The organism is Aureimonas sp. AU12 (genome assembly GCF_001463705.1).
In the GTDB taxonomy this organism is placed as follows: Bacteria; Pseudomonadota; Alphaproteobacteria; order Rhizobiales; family Rhizobiaceae; genus Aureimonas.
In genome coordinates, this window is record NZ_BBWH01000031.1 from 1 (window position 1) to 17,926 (window position 17,926).

17 protein-coding genes are annotated in these 17,926 nt (G+C 68.9%); 1 reads left to right on the forward strand and 16 read right to left on the reverse strand.

What is annotated here, in order from left to right; translation table 11 throughout:
• The 11 genes from AUL33_RS21660 to AUL33_RS13030 all read right to left on the reverse strand — a co-directional run.
• A partial coding sequence (locus AUL33_RS21660) for an S-adenosylmethionine synthetase N-terminal domain-containing protein (RefSeq protein ID WP_374754433.1) occupies positions 1-124 on the reverse strand: 124 nt, incomplete at its 3' end.
• Positions 125-290: 166 nt separating this feature from the next.
• On the reverse strand, positions 291-737 hold the full coding sequence (locus AUL33_RS12985; protein WP_062208637.1) for a helix-turn-helix domain-containing protein: 447 nt from the start codon (positions 735-737) through the stop codon (positions 291-293).
• 151 nt (positions 738-888) lie between these two features.
• Complete coding sequence (gene lnt / locus AUL33_RS12990) at positions 889-2,589, reverse strand: apolipoprotein N-acyltransferase (protein WP_062209021.1); 1,701 nt, start codon at positions 2,587-2,589, stop codon at positions 889-891.
• Between the two features lie 136 nt (positions 2,590-2,725).
• The gene (locus AUL33_RS12995) at positions 2,726-3,748 is read right to left on the reverse strand and encodes a hemolysin family protein (RefSeq protein WP_062208639.1); all 1,023 of its coding nucleotides are present in this window, start codon (positions 3,746-3,748) and stop codon (positions 2,726-2,728) included.
• Positions 3,745-4,335: an rRNA maturation RNase YbeY gene (ybeY, locus tag AUL33_RS13000; protein WP_082652570.1), complete on the reverse strand. Its 591-nt coding sequence runs from the start codon at positions 4,333-4,335 to the stop codon at positions 3,745-3,747. The genes AUL33_RS12995 and ybeY overlap by 4 nt, the downstream gene beginning before the upstream one ends.
• A 25-nt stretch (positions 4,336-4,360) precedes the next feature.
• Positions 4,361-5,404, reverse strand: a complete 1,044-nt coding sequence (locus AUL33_RS13005) for a PhoH family protein (protein WP_062208641.1) — start codon at positions 5,402-5,404, stop codon at positions 4,361-4,363.
• Entirely contained in the window at positions 5,401-6,846 is a 1,446-nt protein-coding gene (gene miaB, locus AUL33_RS13010) for a tRNA (N6-isopentenyl adenosine(37)-C2)-methylthiotransferase MiaB (RefSeq protein ID WP_062209023.1), read from the reverse strand. Before miaB ends, AUL33_RS13005 begins: the two co-directional genes overlap by 4 nt.
• Before the next feature lie 229 nt (positions 6,847-7,075).
• Positions 7,076-7,867 carry a lysophospholipid acyltransferase family protein gene (locus AUL33_RS13015; protein WP_374754434.1) on the reverse strand — a complete coding sequence of 264 codons (792 nt, stop codon included), beginning with the start codon at positions 7,865-7,867 and terminating at the stop codon, positions 7,076-7,078.
• Positions 7,868-7,916: 49 nt separating this feature from the next.
• Entirely contained in the window at positions 7,917-8,441 is a 525-nt protein-coding gene (locus AUL33_RS13020) for a GNAT family N-acetyltransferase (RefSeq protein ID WP_082652572.1), read from the reverse strand.
• A gap of 97 nt (positions 8,442-8,538) precedes the next feature.
• A complete protein-coding gene (gene tsaB, locus AUL33_RS13025) occupies positions 8,539-9,261 on the reverse strand; it encodes a tRNA (adenosine(37)-N6)-threonylcarbamoyltransferase complex dimerization subunit type 1 TsaB (RefSeq protein WP_062208643.1) in 723 nt (240 codons plus the stop codon).
• Between the two features lie 10 nt (positions 9,262-9,271).
• Positions 9,272-9,853: a NifU family protein gene (locus AUL33_RS13030; protein ID WP_062208645.1), complete on the reverse strand. Its 582-nt coding sequence runs from the start codon at positions 9,851-9,853 to the stop codon at positions 9,272-9,274.
• A 161-nt stretch (positions 9,854-10,014) separates the two neighbouring features.
• On the opposite strand from AUL33_RS13030, the gene AUL33_RS13035 reads away from it, so the two are divergent.
• Positions 10,015-10,893, forward strand: a complete 879-nt coding sequence (locus AUL33_RS13035; protein WP_244492206.1) for a 5'-nucleotidase, lipoprotein e(P4) family — start codon at positions 10,015-10,017, stop codon at positions 10,891-10,893.
• A gap of 34 nt (positions 10,894-10,927) precedes the next feature.
• Here the strand turns inward: AUL33_RS13035 and AUL33_RS13040 are convergent, their stop codons facing one another.
• From AUL33_RS13040 to AUL33_RS13060, 5 genes are all read right to left on the reverse strand, one after another.
• Positions 10,928-11,281 carry a VOC family protein gene (locus AUL33_RS13040; RefSeq protein WP_062208646.1) on the reverse strand — a complete coding sequence of 118 codons (354 nt, stop codon included), beginning with the start codon at positions 11,279-11,281 and terminating at the stop codon, positions 10,928-10,930.
• Positions 11,282-11,309: 28 nt separating this feature from the next.
• A complete protein-coding gene (locus AUL33_RS13045) occupies positions 11,310-11,801 on the reverse strand; it encodes a universal stress protein (protein ID WP_062208648.1) in 492 nt (163 codons plus the stop codon).
• A 233-nt stretch (positions 11,802-12,034) separates the two neighbouring features.
• The gene (gene trpS / locus AUL33_RS13050; RefSeq protein ID WP_062208650.1) at positions 12,035-13,120 is read right to left on the reverse strand and encodes a tryptophan--tRNA ligase; all 1,086 of its coding nucleotides are present in this window, start codon (positions 13,118-13,120) and stop codon (positions 12,035-12,037) included.
• Positions 13,121-13,423: 303 nt separating this feature from the next.
• Positions 13,424-15,031: a murein biosynthesis integral membrane protein MurJ gene (murJ, locus tag AUL33_RS13055; RefSeq protein ID WP_062208652.1), complete on the reverse strand. Its 1,608-nt coding sequence runs from the start codon at positions 15,029-15,031 to the stop codon at positions 13,424-13,426.
• Positions 15,028-17,919, reverse strand: coding sequence for a [protein-PII] uridylyltransferase (locus AUL33_RS13060; RefSeq protein WP_244492207.1), 2,892 nt, complete (start codon positions 17,917-17,919; stop codon positions 15,028-15,030). The genes murJ and AUL33_RS13060 overlap by 4 nt, the downstream gene beginning before the upstream one ends.
• Between the last annotated feature and the right edge of the window lie 7 nt (positions 17,920-17,926).

Sequence of the window (17,926 nt, forward strand, 5' to 3'; positions counted from 1 at the left end):
GGAGATCGACGATCTCGTCGGAAATCCGGTCGCACACCTTGTCAGGGTGGCCTTCGGAAACGCTCTCGGAGGTGAAGTGATAGTCGCTGCGTGCCATCGCCGTGGTCTCGTCCCGTCCCGCCACTCGGCGTCCGATGAGAGTGATGCCCGGTCCCACCGGTCCGGGCGCGGATCATGCGCGATCGCCCCTACGAGGCGAGCGGGTCCGTTGGGGGTTAGGATGGGATGCCGCACCGCGCAAGAAGAAATTGCAGTGCACGGGCCGGCTCCGGGCCTGAAGACCCCGTGCCTCAGGCCTCCTTGTCGACCGGGGCGTCCTTCAGGCCCTCGATTTCGGCATCGGCGAGGGAGCGTACGAGATCGACGATGCGCCGGCGCACCTTGGGGTCCTGGATCCGCGTGAAAGCCCGATTGAGCTGGACGCTCTCGGCCGACGACATGAAATCCGTGACGTATTCGCTGGACGGCTCGTTGAAGCCCCCAGCCGTCCCCGGCGTCGCCTCGGAAATGCCCTCGAAGAAGAACGACACGGGCACGCCCATGACCTCGCAGATCTTCTGCAGACGGCTGGCGCCGATCCGGTTCGTGCCCTTTTCGTACTTCTGGATCTGCTGGAAGGTGATGCCGAGATGCTCGCCAAGCTTTTCCTGGCTCATGCTGATCATGGTGCGGCGAAGACGGACCCTCGCCCCGACATGGATGTCGACGGGGTTCGGCTTCTTCTTGTTGTCGACCATTCGCTGCGTCCCGCCGCCCCGTCCCGGATCTGCGACACCCCTCGCGGCGGTGCCTCGATCGCGAACACCATGCGAGCCTGCCCAAGGGCCGCACGCATGTCATCCTAATTCATTCAGACAAGTCGGTAGGCGGGCCCTTGAGGGACGTCAATCAATCTCTGCGCGAAAAGGATGCAGCAGCCGCACCCGAGGCGAGGATCGAAGCCAGAAGGAGGATGGCGAAGGGCAGGTTGCGGTATTGCGAGAAGAGGGTCGGAGCACCCGCCAGCGGCAGCGCGGCCTCGACGGTCCCGGTCTCGCCGAGGCGAAGGCCCGCCACCGGACGCCCCGCGCTGTCGGTCACGGCGGAGATGCCGGTGTTGGCCGCACGCACCAGCGGTAGGCCGAATGCGACGGCCGTGAGTTCGGCCTGCCGCAGGTGCTGATAGGGCCCCGGCGTCATCCCGTACCAGGCGTCGTTCGTGACGTTGAGGATGAATTCGGGGCGCTCATCGGCGGGCACGTCGATCTCGTCCTGGAAGATGATCTCGTAGCAGATCAGCGGCAGGAAGCGCGGGCCGCCCTCCCCGGCGCGCAAGGGCCGGCGCACGGCGCCGGGCGAGAAACCGCCGGGCAGTTCGGTCAACTGGGTGATCCCCCAGCTTTCGAGAAGCGGCTGGAACGGCAGATACTCGCCGAAGGGCACGAGATGCAGCTTGTCGCCGGCGGCCTCGACCGCCCCGTCCTCGCCGATCACGTAAAGCGAATTGTAGAAGCGCGGCTCGCCGCCGGAGGCCTCGACGCGCATGGCGCCGGCCAGCAGCGTGTCGTTCGGCGCCAGCGTCTCGGCCAGCCGGGCCACCGCATCCGGGCGCTCCGTCAGGACGAAGGGGAAGGCGGATTCGGGCCAGACCACGAGGCGGCGTACGATCGGCTCCGGAGCGGGAACGGCATCCGGGGTCGCGGCCGGCTCCCCGGCCTCGGCCGCGTCGGGCGACACGTCGTCCTGCGGCACCACCTTGGGCGCGAACGTGCCGGACGGCGGGGCGCTGAGCGTCAGTAGGCGCGAGAAGATGCGCTCGGATTCCGCCTCGTCCCACTTCTGCGACTGAAGGATATTGGGCTGCACGATGCTGAGGGCGATGCCCTGAACGCTGCCCTGCGGCGCGACCGCCAGACGCCATGCCCCGTAGCCGACATGGGCGCATGCCAGCACGACGCCGAGCGCGAGGACGCCGGCGCGTCCGCGCCGGGCGCCGGCGACGATCGCCGGCAGCGCAAAGACGAAGACGGCGCCCAGCGTCAGCCCGTGCAGGCCGACCGCGGCGAGCGAGCCCATGAGAAGCGGCACGAGCGCCACCATCGCGCCGATCTCGTTCCAGGAAAAGCCGGTGAAGAGGATGCCGCGCAGCCATTCGAAACCGGCGAAAGAGGCGGCAAGCGCCAGAATGCGCAGCGGGCCGTCGCTCCAGAGAAGGCGCGCGGCACTGGCTGCGAGGCCATGATAGACGGCGAGGATGGCCGGCAGGGCGAGGACGGCAAGCGGCAGGGCCCAGAGAAAGGCGTCGCCATCGACGAGCAACGCCGCGCCCAGCCACCAGAGGCCGCCGATGAAGTAGCCGAAGCCGAAGCACCAGCCGACCCGGAAGGCCGGTGCAAGGCGGCGGATCCAGCCATGTCCGGGATCGCCGCTCGCCCCGTCGATCAGCCAGACGAGGAGCGGAAACGAGACGAAGCCGACGGCTGGCAGGTTGTACGGCGCGAGCGCGAAGGTCGCGAGGAGGCCGGCTCCGAAGGCGACGAGCGCGCGGCGCCAGCCCGCCAGAAGCATGATCCGTCCGGCCAGCCGCTCCAGTCCCATCGCTCGATCCATCGCCTCCGTGCCGCGCTCCGCGCCGGGCACGGGCGCGCTCGCGCCCTGCCCGCGGGATCATCGGCCTGTTTAAGATCGCGAGCTTTCGCGAGGCCGGATCCCCCGGCAATCCGTCACCGAGAACGAAGTGCCGCCCTCAGCCCGGAAGCCGGCTCGCCGAGCCCTCGGGAAAGCGCACGATGCGCAGGCGTTTGACGCGGCGCGGATCGGCGTCGAGCACCTCGATCTCGAAGCCCGGCACGGCTTCGACCACCTCGCCCGTCTCGGGCACGCGGCCGAGCGCGTTGACCACGAGACCGCCGATCGTATCGGCCTCCTCCTCATGGATGCGCACGTCGAAATCCGCGCCGACGACCTCCTGCACCTCGTCGAGATCGGCTCTCGCATCGGCGTAGTAGACACCGTCTCCGGCCGAGGTGACGAGGATCTCCTCGTCGTCGTGCTCGTCCTCGATGTCGCCGACCACCATTTCGAGAATGTCCTCGAGCGAGACGAGGCCGTCGGTGCCGCCATACTCGTCGATGACCAGCGCCATCTGGATATGGGTCGACTGCATGCGGGCCATCAGTTCGGCCGCGTGCATGGAGGGCGGCACGAAGAGGGTCTGGCGCAGCAGGCCGAGATCGGAAATCGTGTGGGTGAGATCGACGCGGCCGAGATCCAGCCCGGAGCGCACCGGCGCCTCCTCGCGCCCGTCCTCGTGGCCGAAGCAGAGGGCGGCGCGGGTGATGTGGCCCACCATGTCGCGGATGTGGACCATGCCGAGGAGATCGTCGAGCCCTTCGCCGTAGACCGGCATGCGGGAGTGACCGCTCTCCTCGAAACGCTCCATCAGCTCGGCGAGCGTCGCGGTGATCGAAATCGCCTCGATCTCGGTGCGCGGCACCATCACATCCTCGACGCGCACGTCGTGCAATTCGAGGATGTTGGTCAGCATCAGCCGCTCGTTGGCGGTGAAGCCGGTGCCCTCGCCGTCGAGCGCCTCGACGAACTCCTCGCGAAGCGAGGTCGGCACCCGCGGCTTCAGGAAGGCGACGAGGGACTCGAAGAAGCCGGGCTCCTCCGCCGTCGCGCGCCGACGACTTCGGGCATCCGCCGTGGTTTCGGAGGCGCCGCGCTCACCGAGCCCCGCCTCGTCGCCATTGCCGTTCATGCTCATCGCGTCACCTGTTGCCGGTTGGGTTCTGAAAGGTCGTCGTCGTCATCGTCGTCTTCGTCGTCCGCATAGGGGTCGTCGATGCCGAGGCCTGCGAGGATCTCGATTTCGAGTGCCTCCATGGCGTCGGCCTCTTCGTCGCTCTCGTGGTCGTAACCCAGAAGATGCAGCGTGCCATGAACGAGGAGATGACGGAAATGGTCGGCCGGGGCTTTGCCCTCGTCGCCGGCCTCGCGGGCGCAGGTCTCGCGCGCCAGGATGAGATCGCCGAGAAGCGGCCCCGGCCGGTCGCCCGGCCGCAGCGCCATCATCGGAAAGGACAGGATGTTCGTCGGCTTGTCCTTGCCGCGCCATTCGCGGTTGAGGACCTGGACGCCCGCATCGTCGGCAAGCGTCACCGAGACCTCGCTCGCGAGGCCAACGCCGAACCCGAGCCGGACGAGCACGCAGGAGATCGCCTCGTGCACCAGCGGCGCGGGGTCGCTGCCGAGAAGCTGTGCCCAGCCCTCGTCCTCGACGCCGAGGAGGATGTCGAGGCCGGACGCGGCCTCGGCTGCCCTGCCCTCGAGACTAGATCGCCCGTCGCTCATCGCTTCGGGGCTCGCCGGTTCGCGCTCATGGCCGGCGGCTCACCGGCTTGGCGCGCTGATCGGTGGCGTCGGACTCGTAGGCCTCGACGATCGACTGCACGAGGCGGTGGCGCACCACGTCCTTGGCTTCGAAGCGCACCGAGACGATGCTGGAGACGCCTTCGAGCACGCGCAGCGCCTCGACGAGGCCGGACGTGTGGCCCGGCGGCAGATCGATCTGCGAGGGGTCGCCCGTCACCACCATGCGGGCGTTCTCGCCCAGGCGCGTCAGGAACATCTTCATCTGCATCGTCGTGGTGTTCTGCGCCTCGTCGAGAATGACGGCGGCGTTGGTCAGCGTGCGCCCGCGCATGAAGGCGAGCGGCGCGATCTCGATGGCGCCGGCGGCGATGGCCCGCTCCACCTTCTCGGCCGGCATCATGTCGTAGAGCGCGTCGTAGAGCGGGCGCAGATAGGGATCGACCTTATCCTTCATGTCGCCGGGCAGGAAGCCGAGCCGCTCGCCCGCCTCGACGGCGGGACGCGACAGGATAATGCGCTCGACCTGGCCGCGCTCGAGAAGCTGCGCGGCGTGGGCGACGGCGAGATAGGTCTTGCCGGTGCCGGCCGGGCCAACGCCGAAGACGAGCTCGGCGCGCTCCATGGCGCGCATATAGGCGTCCTGCGTCGGCGTGCGCGCATGGATCGTCTTCTTGCGCGTGGAGATGTGGGCGAGCGACATGCGCCCCTTCTTCTCCAGCGTCGGCAGCACGAGCTGATCGTCCTGCGCCACGGCCATGCGGATCGCGCCCTCGACGTCGGAGCGCTGAATCTCGTGACCGCCCTGCAGGCGCTCGTAGAGGATGTCGAGCGTGCGCCGCGCCTGTTCGGAGGCCGTCGGGTCGCCCCGCAATTCGACATTGTTGCCGCGCGCCCGCGCGTCGACATGCAGCTTCTGCTCGATGAGCGCGAGATGCTCGTCGAACTGGCCGAACAGCGCACCGGCGAGCCGGTTGTCGTCGAAAGTCAGCACGATATGGGCCATGTCGGAGGCGCCGGAGGCTGGAGACATGCCGCGCACTGCCTTCATGCGATCTTCCTTGCAAGGGTCGCCGTCTCGAAGCGCACGGCGCGCGAACGGGGCGGGAGATTGTCTGACGGCTCGGCGCCGACGGCCATGAGAGAATTGGGGCGCGTGTCGCCGATTCGCACCGTGACGATATCGCCCACCCGTCCGGCCGATGCCGGAATCACCACCGGCAGGAGGTAGGGCGAGCGGCCGATCATCTGGTTGGCGTGACGGCCGGGCTTCTCGATGAGGACGTCGCTGTCCTGCCCGACGAAGCCCGACTGGAAGGCGACCTGTTGCTCGCGGATCAGAGCCTGCAGGCGCTCCAGCCGCTCGGTCTTCACCGCCTCCGCCACGTGCCCGTCCATCGAGGCGCCGGGCGTGCCGGGACGGGGCGAATATTTGAACGTGTAGGCGGCGGCGTAGCCGACCTCGCGCACGAGACGAAGCGTCGCCTCGAAATCGGCATCGCTCTCGCCGGGAAAGCCGACGATGAAGTCGCCCGACAGGGCGATGTCGGGCCGGGCCTGCCGGATGCGCGCGACGAGGCGGTGATAATCGGAGGCCTTATGGCGCCGGTTCATCGCCTTGAGGATCGCGTCCGAGCCCGACTGAACGGGCAGGTGCAGGTAGGGCATGAGCGCGCGAAGGTCGCGATGCGCCTCGATGAGGTCGTCGCCCATGTCGCGCGGATGCGAGGTGGTGTAGCGCAGCCGGGCAAGGCCTGGAATTTCGGCGAGATCGCGCAAGAGCGAGCCGAGGCCGTGGCGCCGGCCTGCGTCGTCCGTGTGCTCCCAGGCGTTGACGTTCTGCCCGAGCAGCGTCACCTCGCGAACACCGGCAGCGGCCAGACGCCGCGCCTCGTCGAGGATCGCCGCGCGCGGCCGAGAGACCTCGGCGCCGCGTGTGTAGGGCACGACGCAGAAGGTGCAGAACTTGTCGCAGCCCTCCTGCACGGTGAGGAAGGCGGTGACGCCGCGGGCGCGGATCTGGCGCTCGTTCGGGTTCGGCAGGTGCTCGAACTTGTCCTCCACCGCGTAATCGGTCTCGACCACACGCTCGCCCCTCGCCGCGCGCTTCAGGGCGTCGGGCAGGCGGTGATAGGTCTGCGGGCCGATCACGAGATCGACGACGGGCGCGCGGGCGATGATCTCGGCGCCTTCCGCCTGCGCCACGCAGCCGGTGACACCGACCTGCATCGTGCGGCCCTTGGCGGCGTTCTCGGCCTTGAGCACGCGGATGCGGCCGAGCTCGGAATAGATCTTCTCGGCGGCCTTCTCGCGGATGTGGCAGGTGTTGAGGAGCACGAGGTCGGCGTCCTCGATCACGTCGGTCTCGCGGTAGCCGTCCCCCCGAAGCGCGTCGCTCATGCGCTGCGAATCGTAGACGTTCATCTGGCAGCCGTAGGTCTTGATGAAGACCTTGCGCTCCGCCGTGCCGTTGTCGTCCAAAGTCTCGCTCATGCATCCTTCGCGGGTGCCCGCCGGGCGGCTGTCGTCCGGCGCGGGGCGCATCGACCGGGGCGACCCGGATCTCGTTCCATGAGGCCAAAGGGCACCCGGCGATCGGGTCCGCCAGCGCCTGCCTCGTCCTTCTATATCGACCCGGCACGCGGGCGACGCAAGCGACGTTTTGGCGAAGGCCCCGCCGCCCCGGCCCGCCAAGGGCGCGCAGGGCTCGAGAAACCGCCGCTCAGAGCGGGTGGCGAAGGCTGTGGCCGAGCATCGCGGCGCAGGCCGCCTCGCAGCGGCGCGCCACCGCCTTGCGGTCGCTCGACGCCTCGAAGCGGATGGGCTCGCCGAAGGCGATCTCGACGTCGACCGCGCCCTCGCGCAGGAAGCTCTTAAGATGCGGCATCAGCGTCACGTCGCCCGGCCAGGCGGCGAGCGGGCGGCCATAGCAGCCCATCGGCATGCCGTTGACGCGGGTATAGGCGATCGACACCGGCTGCACGAACACGGCCTCGACGCCCGAGCGCTTCAGCGAGGCCTGCGCCGCGCCGAAGAGCGCCGTCTTGAACGGCAGGACGCGGTTGCCGTCGGAGGTCGTGCCCTCGGCGAAGAGCACCATCGCATCGCCCGCCGCCAGACGCTCGCCGATCTCGTCGGCCTGCGCGGCCGTGCGCCCACGCGCCTCGCGCTCGACGAAGACGGTGCGCTGCAGGCGCGCCAGCAGGCCGAAGCCCGGCCAGTCGCGCACGTCGGACTTGGCGATGAACGAGAGCGGCATCACCGAGCCCAGCGCCACGATGTCGGCCCAGGACTGGTGGTTGGCGGCCAGCAGCAGCGGGCGCCCCGCCGCCGGGCTGCCGCGCAGCGTCACGCGCAGGCCCACGGCCCGCAGCGCGATCCGGTGCCAGAGATGCGGCAGGCGCCGGGCGAGCGGCCAGTCGCGGCGCATCGACAGCGCCTGAAGCGGCCAGAGCACGAGCGTCATCATGACGAGCACGAGAGCGGCCCAGCCGATGCGCCCCATCGCCACCACGTCACGCCCCATGGGTGGAACGGAACCAGAGTTCGGGGTGGCCGGCGTCTCAGTCGGCGCCAAGGGTGCGCTTCAGGATGAGAGCGCTGGTGCGGCTGCCGTCGCGCGCGGCGTAATAGGCGGGTCTGCGACCGACCTCCTCAAAGCGCAGGCGGCGGTAGAGGGCGAGCGCCGGCGCGTTCGTCTCCTCGACCTCGAGGAAGAGCGAGGCGGCACGCTCGGCGTGGAGATATTGCAGCACGTTGTCCATCAGCAGCCGGCCGATGCCCTTGCCGCGGGCCGTGCGGTCCACGACGATCGTCAGGATCTCGGCCTCGTCGACGGTGAGGCGTGCCAGCACCGCGCCGATGGGTTTTGCCTGCCCCTCGCGCCGCACGGCGAAGCCGAACGTGCCGCCCTGCGCCATCAGCGAGGCGAACTCGTCGCCCGACCAGGACTGCGCGAAGGCGTCGCTATGGAGCTCGGCGGCGTCGTCGAGATCGTCGATGCCGAGCGGCATCACCGTGAAGCCCGCCGGCGTCATCAGCCCGTCCCAGAAGGACAGCGTCCAGGCCAAAGGCAGATACCAGTACATGTCTTCCACCTCCCCCGAGGACGGACCGGCTCGACGAGCCGGCACGGGTGACACTATCGCGCCCGTTCCTTAACCGGCGATGTCGGCGGGCGAAACCTCAGACCGGGCCGGCAGACGCCACCACGGCGCGAAGGCCGGCGGGAACTTGGTGCTTCGCGTCGGCACCGCGCAGGTAAAGCGGCAGCGGCAGCGCACCGGGTTCGCGCAGGCGCCCGATCCGTGCGATGGCCTCAATCGGGGCCGAGGTCTCGCCGTCATCCGCCATGATGAGGCTGCCGGGCAGAACGTTTGCCGCGATCACCGCGCCGGTGCCGACCACGCCGAGCCCGGCCGGATCGATCCCGAACGCGGCGCAGAATTCCGGGAGGCGATCGGGCTTCATCGCTTCGGGCGGTGCCAGTTCCCGGCCGTCCGAGGCGAAGAGTGCGGCATAGACCTCGCCGCGCCGCGCATCATGGACGGCCAGCACGGGCCGGCCGTCGCCGCGATGCGGCTCGGCCTGCGCCTCCAGCGTGGTGACGCCGACGCTGGGAATGCCCAGCGAGATCTCGAGACCGCGCGCCGTCGCCACCGCGACGCGAATGCCGGTGAACGAGCCCGGCCCGATGCCGATCGCCAGCTTGGTCAGATCGGACCACGTCGCCTCGGCCGATCGCAGCACCGTCGCGATCACGTCCATCAGCAGTTCGGCATGGCCCTTGCCGATCAGCGGATCGGCCTTGGCGAGAAGCGCGCCGGTCGCCATGTCGAGGACTGCCGCAGAGCAGCGCTCGTTCGACGTGTCGATCGCCAGCAGCAGACCGCCCGGGTCCGTCACCATCGAGCCGGGCTCAGGCGGCCTCCATGGCTTCCACCGCCTCGACCTCCGGCACGAAGTGGCGCAGCAGGTTCTCGATCCCGTGCTTCAGGGTCGCGGTGGACGAGGGGCAGCCCGCGCAGGAGCCGCGCATGTTGAGAAACACCACGCCGTCGCGGAAGCCGCGGAAGGTGATGTCGCCGCCGTCCTGCGCCACCGCCGGGCGAACGCGCGTCTCCAAGAGTTCCTTGATCGTGATGACGAGGCCCTCGTCGCCGGCGTCGAAGAACTCCTCGCCGGAATCCGACACCTCGGCGCCCGTGCCGGCATGGGCCGCCATCACCGGCTCGTTCGACAGAAAATGCTCCATCAGGCCGGCGAGGATGGCGGGCTTCAGATGCTGCCACGCCGTCTCGTCCTTCGTCACGGTGACGAAGTCGTAGCCGAAGAAGACGGCGGTGACGCCCTCGATCGCCATCAGCCGCGCCGCCAGCTTGGAGCGCGCCTCCGCGTCGGTCCGGTCGAGGAACTCGGCGGTGCCGTTTTCCAGGACCACGCGTCCGGGCAGGAACTTGAGGGTCTGCGGATTGGGTGTGGATTCGGTCTGGATGAACATGGCGCGTCCTTAGGCGAAGGCGGCGGAAATCTTGTCCCTATCAGATAAGCGCCCGGCACCTGCGCCGCAAGCGAAGCAGCATGTCCGACAGGCCGACGCGCCTTGACGATCCGTCACCGCCTGCCCTTCATGGAGCCTTCCGACGAAGGAGACCGCCCGTCATGACTCGCCTCCCGCGCTCCCTGGAACTCCGGGCTTCGCGCCTCGCCATCGCGCTGCTCACTGCGCTTGTCCCGATGGGCGCGCTGGCGCAGGACGCGCCCGCGCCGAACGACAATCTCAACGCCGTGCTCTGGGACCAGACATCGGTGGAGGCGCAGGCCGGCTTCGTCGGCGCCTTCGCGCTGGCGAGGATCCGCCTCGACGAGGCCCTCGCCGACACCGCGCGGACCGCCGCGCCGAAGGAGCAGACCGGCGACTTCGAGGATCTGCCCCCCGCCGTCGTGCTCGACGTCGACGACACGCTCCTCAACACCTCGCGCTATCAGGCCTGGGCGCTGAAGGCCGACAAGAGCTTTTCGGCGGAGACCTGGACGCAATACGTCAAGGCCAAGGTCGACACCGCCATTCCCGGCGCCGTCGACTTCACCCAATATGCGGCCTCGAAGGGCGTGAAGGTCTTCTACGTCACCAACCGTACGAAGGAGGAGGAGGCGCCGACCGTCGAGCTGATGACTGCGCTCGGCTTTGCCGGCGGCGGCAATGTCGACACGTTCCTCTCGGCCAAGGAGCAGCCGGACTGGACCTCCGCCAAAAGCACCCGCCGCTTCTTCATCGCCAAGGATTACCGCATCCTCATGCTCGTCGGCGACAATCTCGGCGACTTCACCGACAGCTACAAGGGCACGCTCACGGAGCGCCAAGCCGCCTTCGACGAGGCCGCGCCGCACTGGGGCCGCGACTGGATCGCCATCGCCAACCCGACCTACGGCTCGTTCGAATCCTCGCCCTACAAGGGCGACTACAAGCTGCCCGCGGCCGAGCAGCGCCGGATGAAGATCGACGCGCTCGAAGCCTGGAGCGGCCCGTCCGCACCCTGAGCCCGGTATCGAGGGCCGGCCCCGCCGGCCCTTCTCAGCCCCGATGTGACAGGACGTTGACGATCACGCCCGTGGGATCGCGAAGATGGAAGCGGCGCACGCCCCAAGGCTCGTCCGTCAGCGGATAAACGATCTCGTCACCCGCCGCGCGTGCCGCCGCGTGGACCGCGTCGACGTCGTCCACTTCGATCGACAGGGCGGGAACCGGCGTTCCCGCGCCGCCCTCGCTGGCGAAGGCCAGTTGCACCGGCGCCGACGCCGCGTTGCCGAGCGACACGATCCATCCATGGTCCATCCGCACCGACAGGCCGAACAGGCGCTCGTAGAAGGCGCTCGCGGCGCGGGGATCGGGTACCGCCAGATTGGCGACGATCCGCAGCACGCTCATGACCGCCTCCCTCACCTGCACCGCGCCGTCAGCAGAGGCTCTCGATGTCCTCGTCGCTGAGCGTCGCCGGCACGATCGTCACCGGAATCGGGAAGGCCGAGCCCGAGCCCGCTACCGCCGAAACCAGAGGCCCCGGCCCTTCCGTCGAATCGCTCGCCGCCAGCACGAGAATGGCGATCTCGCGATCGGCCTCGATGAGCCCCCGGATCTCGTCCACCGTCTTGCCCTCGCGCACGATCGTCTCGGGCTCCAGCCCCACGTCCTGCCGGATCTCGTCCGTCACCCGCGACAGCCGCGTCTCCGCCAGCTCCGTCGCCTCGGCCCGCATGATCTTCTCGACCCCCAGCCAATGCTGGAAGTCCGCACCGTCGATGACATAGAGAAACACCGCCGCGCCGCCGCTCGCCTTCGCGCGCCGCGCCGCATAGGCGGCCGCACGCCCGCATTCGGGCGTCTCGTCGATCACCGCCAGAAATTTGCGACGCCCACCGGCCTCGCGTCCCAATCGCTTCGATACCATGGCCGGACCATGGCAGCGCCGGCCCGTGTCGGCAAGCGGGCGGCGGTGAGTTGCGGGGCTGCCGCCCCGGTCCCCTCCCGAGGGCTGACACCCCCGGACCCCCGCTTTCTTTCGTCAGTCATCGGGGAGCGCCAGCGGCCCTCCCCGATGACTGAAACAACGGAAGGGGTTCCAAGGGCCTCAAGCCCTTGGAGGGGGTGCGGGGGCAGCGCCCCTGCATCACCCCCCGCCCGTCAGTTGTTGAGCAGGCCGACGATGGATTTGACGTCGGATAGGGTTTGCGAGGCGATGGCCCGGGCGCGCTCGGCGCCGTCGCGCAGGGTGCGGTCGATTTCGGCGGGGTCGGCGAGGATGCGGCGCATCTCGTCGGCGATGGGGCTCAGCTTCTCCACGGCGAGGTCGGCGAGGACGGGCTTGAACTCGGAGAAGGGACGGCCGCCGAACTCGGTGAGGATCTCGGCCTTGGTGCGGTCGGCGAGCGCGGCGTAGATGCCGACGAGATTGTCGGCCTCCGGACGTCCGGCAAGGCCCTTGGGCTCGGAGGGCAGCGAGGCGGGATCGGTCTTGGCCTTGCGGATCTTCTTCGAGATCGTGTCGGCATCGTCGGTGAGGTTGATGCGCGAGAGATCGGAGGGGTCCGACTTCGACATCTTCTTCGAGCCGTCCTTCAGGCTCATGATGCGCGTCGCCGGGCCCTCGATGAGAGGCTCGGTGAGCGGAAAGTAGCCCTGCGCCGTATCGTCGTCGCTTTCCCTGTCGCCAATCGAGGTCATGGGCACGCCGAGACCCTTGTCGTGGATGCGGTCGGCGAAGTCATGGTTGAACTTGGCGGCGATGTCGCGCGTCAGCTCCAGATGCTGCTTCTGGTCTTCGCCCACCGGCACGAGCGTGGCGCGATAGGCGAGGATGTCGGCGGCCATCAGGCTGGGATAGGCGAGAAGGCCGAGCGAGGCGTTCTCGCGGTCCTTGCCGGCCTTGTCCTTGAACTGCGTCATGCGGTTCATCCAGCCGAGCCGGGCGATGCAGTTGAAGATCCAGGCGAGTTCCGCATGCTCGGGCACCCGGCTCTGGTTGAACAGGATGTGCTTCTTGGCGTCGATCCCGCTCGCCAGAAACGCCGCCGTGACCTCGCGGATCTGCCGTTCGAGATCGGCCGGCTCCTGCCACACCGTGATGGCATGGAGATCCACCACGCAGAACAGACAGGGATGGTCGGCCTGCAGGGCGACCCAGCGCCGGATCGCACCGAGATAGTTTCCCAGATGCAGGTTGCCGGTGGGCTGGACGCCGGAAAACACGAGCGGCTTGAAAGCGGTCATCGAACGCGAACTCCAAAGGACGCCGGTTGGAAGGGCGTCGGTCAAGTCGCGCCTTATGGCCGAGCGTCGGCAGCCAGGCAAGCGCGGTGCGGGTGGGATGGCAGGGCTGCCGCCCCGAGCCCCGCCCGGGACAGAAGTCCCGGACCCTCCTTTTCATTTGTCAGTCTCGGGGGTGGGCCGAAGGCCCGTCCCCGAGACCGAAGCACGAGAGGGGTTCCAAGGGCCTCAGGCCGTCCGTTAGGACGGGCGAGACCGGTGGCTCGCCCTTGCGGGCGGGGGCGCGGGGGGCAGCGCCCCCGCATCTCACGCCCGCGCCCGGCGGCGCGTCAGCTTGGCGACGAGGTTGCGGTCGGCGGCGCCGGTGAGGAAGGCGAGCGCGAAGTAGACGATCATCGCGGCGGCGACCATGAGAACGATGGCGCCGGCCTGTTCGGGCACGGAGGCCTGCGGGTCGAGGAAGGGCGCGAGGAGGCGCATCATCGCGAGGAGCGCGGCGCCCATCGCGGCGGAGGAAAGGACGACGAGGGCGGAGCGCTTGAGGAGGGCGCGATCGACGTGCCAGAGACCCTGGCGGCGCAGGCCCTCGAAGAGAAGCCAGGCGTTGAGCCATCCGGCGAGCGTGGTGGCGAGGGCGATGCCGCGCTCGGCATAGTACCAGAAGAGCACGAGGCTAAGCAGCGTGTTGGCGCCGGCCGAGACCATGGTGATGATCATCGGGGTGCGGGTGTTCTCGCGGGCGAAGTAGCCGGGCGAGAACACCTTGATGAGCACGAAGGCGGGCAGGCCGAGGGCGTAGAGGCCGAGGACGGCGGCGACCTTGGCGGTGGTGGCGGGCTCGAAGGCGCCGCGCTCGTAGATGAGGCGGATGATCGGCTCGGGGATGAGGAAGAGCGCCACGGCCGCGGGCACGGTCAGGAAGAGGGCGAATTCCAGCGAGCGGTTCTGGGTGTGCTGGGCCTCTTCCATGCGGCCGGCCTTGAGGGCGCGGGCAAGCTCGGGCAGCAGCACGACGCCGATGGCGACGCCGACCATGCCGAGCGGCAGCTGGTAGGGGCGGTCGGCATAGGTCAGGATCGACACGGCACCGGGCTTGTAGGAAGCGATGGCCTGGCCGACGAAGAGGTTGATCTGGGTGATGCCGCCGATGAGGGCGGCGGGGCCGGCGAGCACGAGCAGGCGCTTGAGGCTCGGGGTCCAGCGGGGCCGGCGCAGCGCCACCGAGAAGCCGGCCATGCGCATGGCGATCGTGACGACAAGAAGCTGTCCGACGCCGGCAAAGAGCACGCCCCAGCTCATGAGGAAGCCGATGGTCTGCGGCGTCGAGCGCGCCCACCAGGCGTAGGAGAGGATGCCGATGAGGGCGAAGTTGAGGATCGTCGGCGCCACGGCGGCGGCGAAGAAGCGGCGGAAGGCGTTGAGGATCCCGGAGACCATCGCCATCATCGACATGCAGGCGAGATAGGGGAACATGATCCGCGAGAAGGCGACGGTGATGCCGAAGCGGTCCTCGCAGGAGAGCGCGTGACCCAGCGTCACGGGGTCGTCGATGCAGACGGCAAGGCCCGGCGCGATGATGGTGCGCACGAGCGCGGGCATGAAGATCATCGCCGCGACGGTGACGAGGGCCAACACCGTGAAGAGGGTGGAGAAAATCTCGGCGGCGAAGCGCCGGGCGCCCTCCTCGCCCTCGTCTTCCAGCGAGCGCGCGAAGAGGGGGATGAACGCGGCGTTGAAGGCGCCTTCGGCGAAGAGCCGTCGGAAGAGGTTGGGAAAGCGGAAGGCGAGGTTGAAGGCGTCGGCGACCGGGCCGATGCCCAGCGCCGAGGCCATCATCATCTCGCGCGTGAAGCCGAAGACGCGGCTGATGAGGGTCGCGCCGCCGACGGTGGCGAATTTCTTGAGAAGGCTCAACTGACGAATCCGAAGGCGACCGGCGAGGGCTTGGCGGAGGGAGAGGACACTTCGCCCTCGGGGCTGTCGAAGACCGAGAGGAGGCGGCGGCGGATGCGCTCGGACCGGCCCTCGCCGACGATCTTCATGTTGAGAAGATCGGTGACGTAGAACACGTCCACCACCTTCTCGCCATAGGTCGAGATGTGGGCCGAGCGGATATCGAGATTGAGGTCGGAGATCGCGCCGGTGAGGTCGGCGAGAAGGCCCGGCCGGTCGAGACCCTCGACCTCGATGACGGTGAGCTGGTTCGACAGGCTGTTGTCGAGCTCGATGCGCGGGCGGAAGGCGAAGGAGGGCGAGACGCGGGGGCTGCGGCGGCGGGCCAGCATGGCGGGCATCGCCTCCTTGCCGTTCATCAGCGCCTCGATGTTGCGGGCGATGCGATCGGCCCGGCGCATCTCGTCGTCGTCCTGCGTGAACTCGCGGTTGATCGTGACGATGTCGAGCGCGCGCCCGTCGGTCATCGTGAAGATCTGCGCGTCGGCGATGTTGGCGCCGGCCGCCGCGCAGCCGCCGGCGATGAGCGAGAGAAGGCGCGGATGGTCGGGCGCCAGGACCGTGATCTCGGTGATGCCGCGGAAGCGGTCGGTGCGGGCGGTGGTGGCGAAGCTGCGCCCCTCGAGCCCGGCATCGCGCACGAACTCGGCGTGGCGCACCTGCTCCTCGAGCGGCACGGTGAGGACGTAGTTCTGATAGTGCCCGTCGACGGCGGCGGTGCGCTCCCGCTCCGGCCAGGCGCCGAGATGGGCGGCGAGCTGGCGGCGGGCGAAGGCGGTGCGCTCGAGCCGCGAGGTCTCCGAGAAGCCGCCGGTCAGCACCAGCTCGGTTTCGGCATAGAGGGTGCGGATGAGCTGGCCCTTCCAGCCGTTCCAGACGCCGGGCCCCACCGCCCGGATGTCGCAGACGGTAACGATCATCAGGAGCTTCAGGCGGTCGAGGGTCTGCACCCGCTCGGCGAAGTCGCGGATCGTCTTGCGGTCGGTGAGGTCGCGCTGCTGCGCGGTCATCGACAGGACGAGGTGGTCGCGCACCAGCCAGGCGACGAGCGCGGTCTCGCGAGCATCGAGCCCGAGGCGCGGGCAGAGCTCGTAGGCGATGATCTCGCCGGCGATCGAATGGTCCTCCGGCCGGCCCTTGGCGATGTCGTGGAGGAGCAGCGCCACGTAGAGGGCGACGCGGTCCTTCACCGTGTGGACGATGGCGCTCGAAACGGGCAGCTCCTCGCCCGAGACGCCGCGCTCGAGGCGCGACATCTCGGCGACGGTGCGCAAGAGGTGCTCGTCCACCGTGTAGGAGTGATACATGTTGAACTGCATCATCGAGACGATCTTGCCGAACTCGGGAATGAAGCGGCCGAGCACCCCGGCCTCGTTCATCCGGCGCAGGTGCAGCTCGGGATCGGTGCGGTCGGTGAGGACGTCGAGGAAGAGCGAGTTGGCTTCCGGATTGGCGCGAAGGTTGGCGTCGATCAGCCGGAGCGAACGGCGCACGAGCTTCAGCGCGTCCGGGTGATATTCGAGCTTGTGGACGGCGGCGAGCTTGAAGATGCGCAGGATGTTGACGGGATCGCTGGCGAAGACGTGCCGGTCGGCGACCGTGATCCGGTCGTTGTCGACGAGGAAGGCGAGCGTGCCGGGGATCGAGCGGGCGCGCCGGCGCAGCGAGCGCACGAAGTTGCGCAGGCCCGGCGCATCCTTGGCCTTCTCCTCCTCCAGCGCCGCGCAGAAGATGCCGGTGAGGTCGCCGACATCCTTGGCGATCAGGAAGTAGTGCTTCATGAAGCGTTCGACGTCGGTCAGGCCGGGATGGGTGTTGTAGCCCAGCCGCGCGGCGATCTCGGGCTGGATGTCGAAGGAGAGGCGCTCCTCCGGCTTGCCCGTGAGAAAGTGCATGTGGCAGCGCACCGCCCAGAGGAAATCCTCGGCCTTCTCGAAGATCTTGCCCTCGCGGCGCGAGAAGACGCCCTTGGCGACGAGCGCCTCGCGCGTGTCGACACGGTAGTGGTCCTTGGCGATCCAGAACAGGGTGTGAAGGTCGCGCAGACCCCCCTTCCCTTCCTTGACGTTGGGCTCGACGAGATAGCGCGTGTCGCCGCTCTTGCGGTGGCGGGCGTCGCGCTCGGCGAGCTTGGCAGCGATGAACTCGCGGCCCGTCCCCTCCACGACCTCGGCCTCGAAGCGGGCGCCGAGTTCGTCGAACAGGGCCTTGTCGCCGCAGACGAGGCGCCGTTCGAGAATGGCGGTGCGGATGGTGAAGTCGGTCTCCGACAGGCGCACGCATTCCTCGACGGAGCGCGTGGCGTGGCCGACCTTCAGGCCGAGATCCCAGAGGAGATAGAGAAGATATTCGGCGACCTGCTCGCCGAGCGCGGTCTGCTTGTAGGGCAGGAGGAAGAGGAGATCGATGTCGGAGCCCGGCGCCAGCGTGCCGCGGCCGTAGCCGCCGACCGCCACGATGCTCATGCGCTCGCCCGACGAGAGATTGGGCGAGCCGAAGACGTGGTGGAGCGCGAAGTCGTAGACCGCCCGGATCAGCTCGTCCTGGAGATGCGAGATGCGCGCGGCGCAAGACAGGCCGCCGCCATCGGCAAACAGCATCTCCTGCGCGACGAGACGCCCGCGCGCATTCGTCTCCTTGAGCAGGGCCAGAACCTTCGAGCGCGCCTCGGCGTCGGCACCGGTGCCGACGTCCTCGGGCGAGCCGAGCGCGTCGAGCGAGGCCCGCAGGACCGTGCCGTCCACGATCTCGCCGAGACGCAGTTCGTCGGGGCGATGGGCCTGTGCTTGTGCCGGCCGGCTCGCGGTCTTCGTCGTCGCCGCCGGGTGAGCCGTCATCGGGGCCGTCATGGCAATG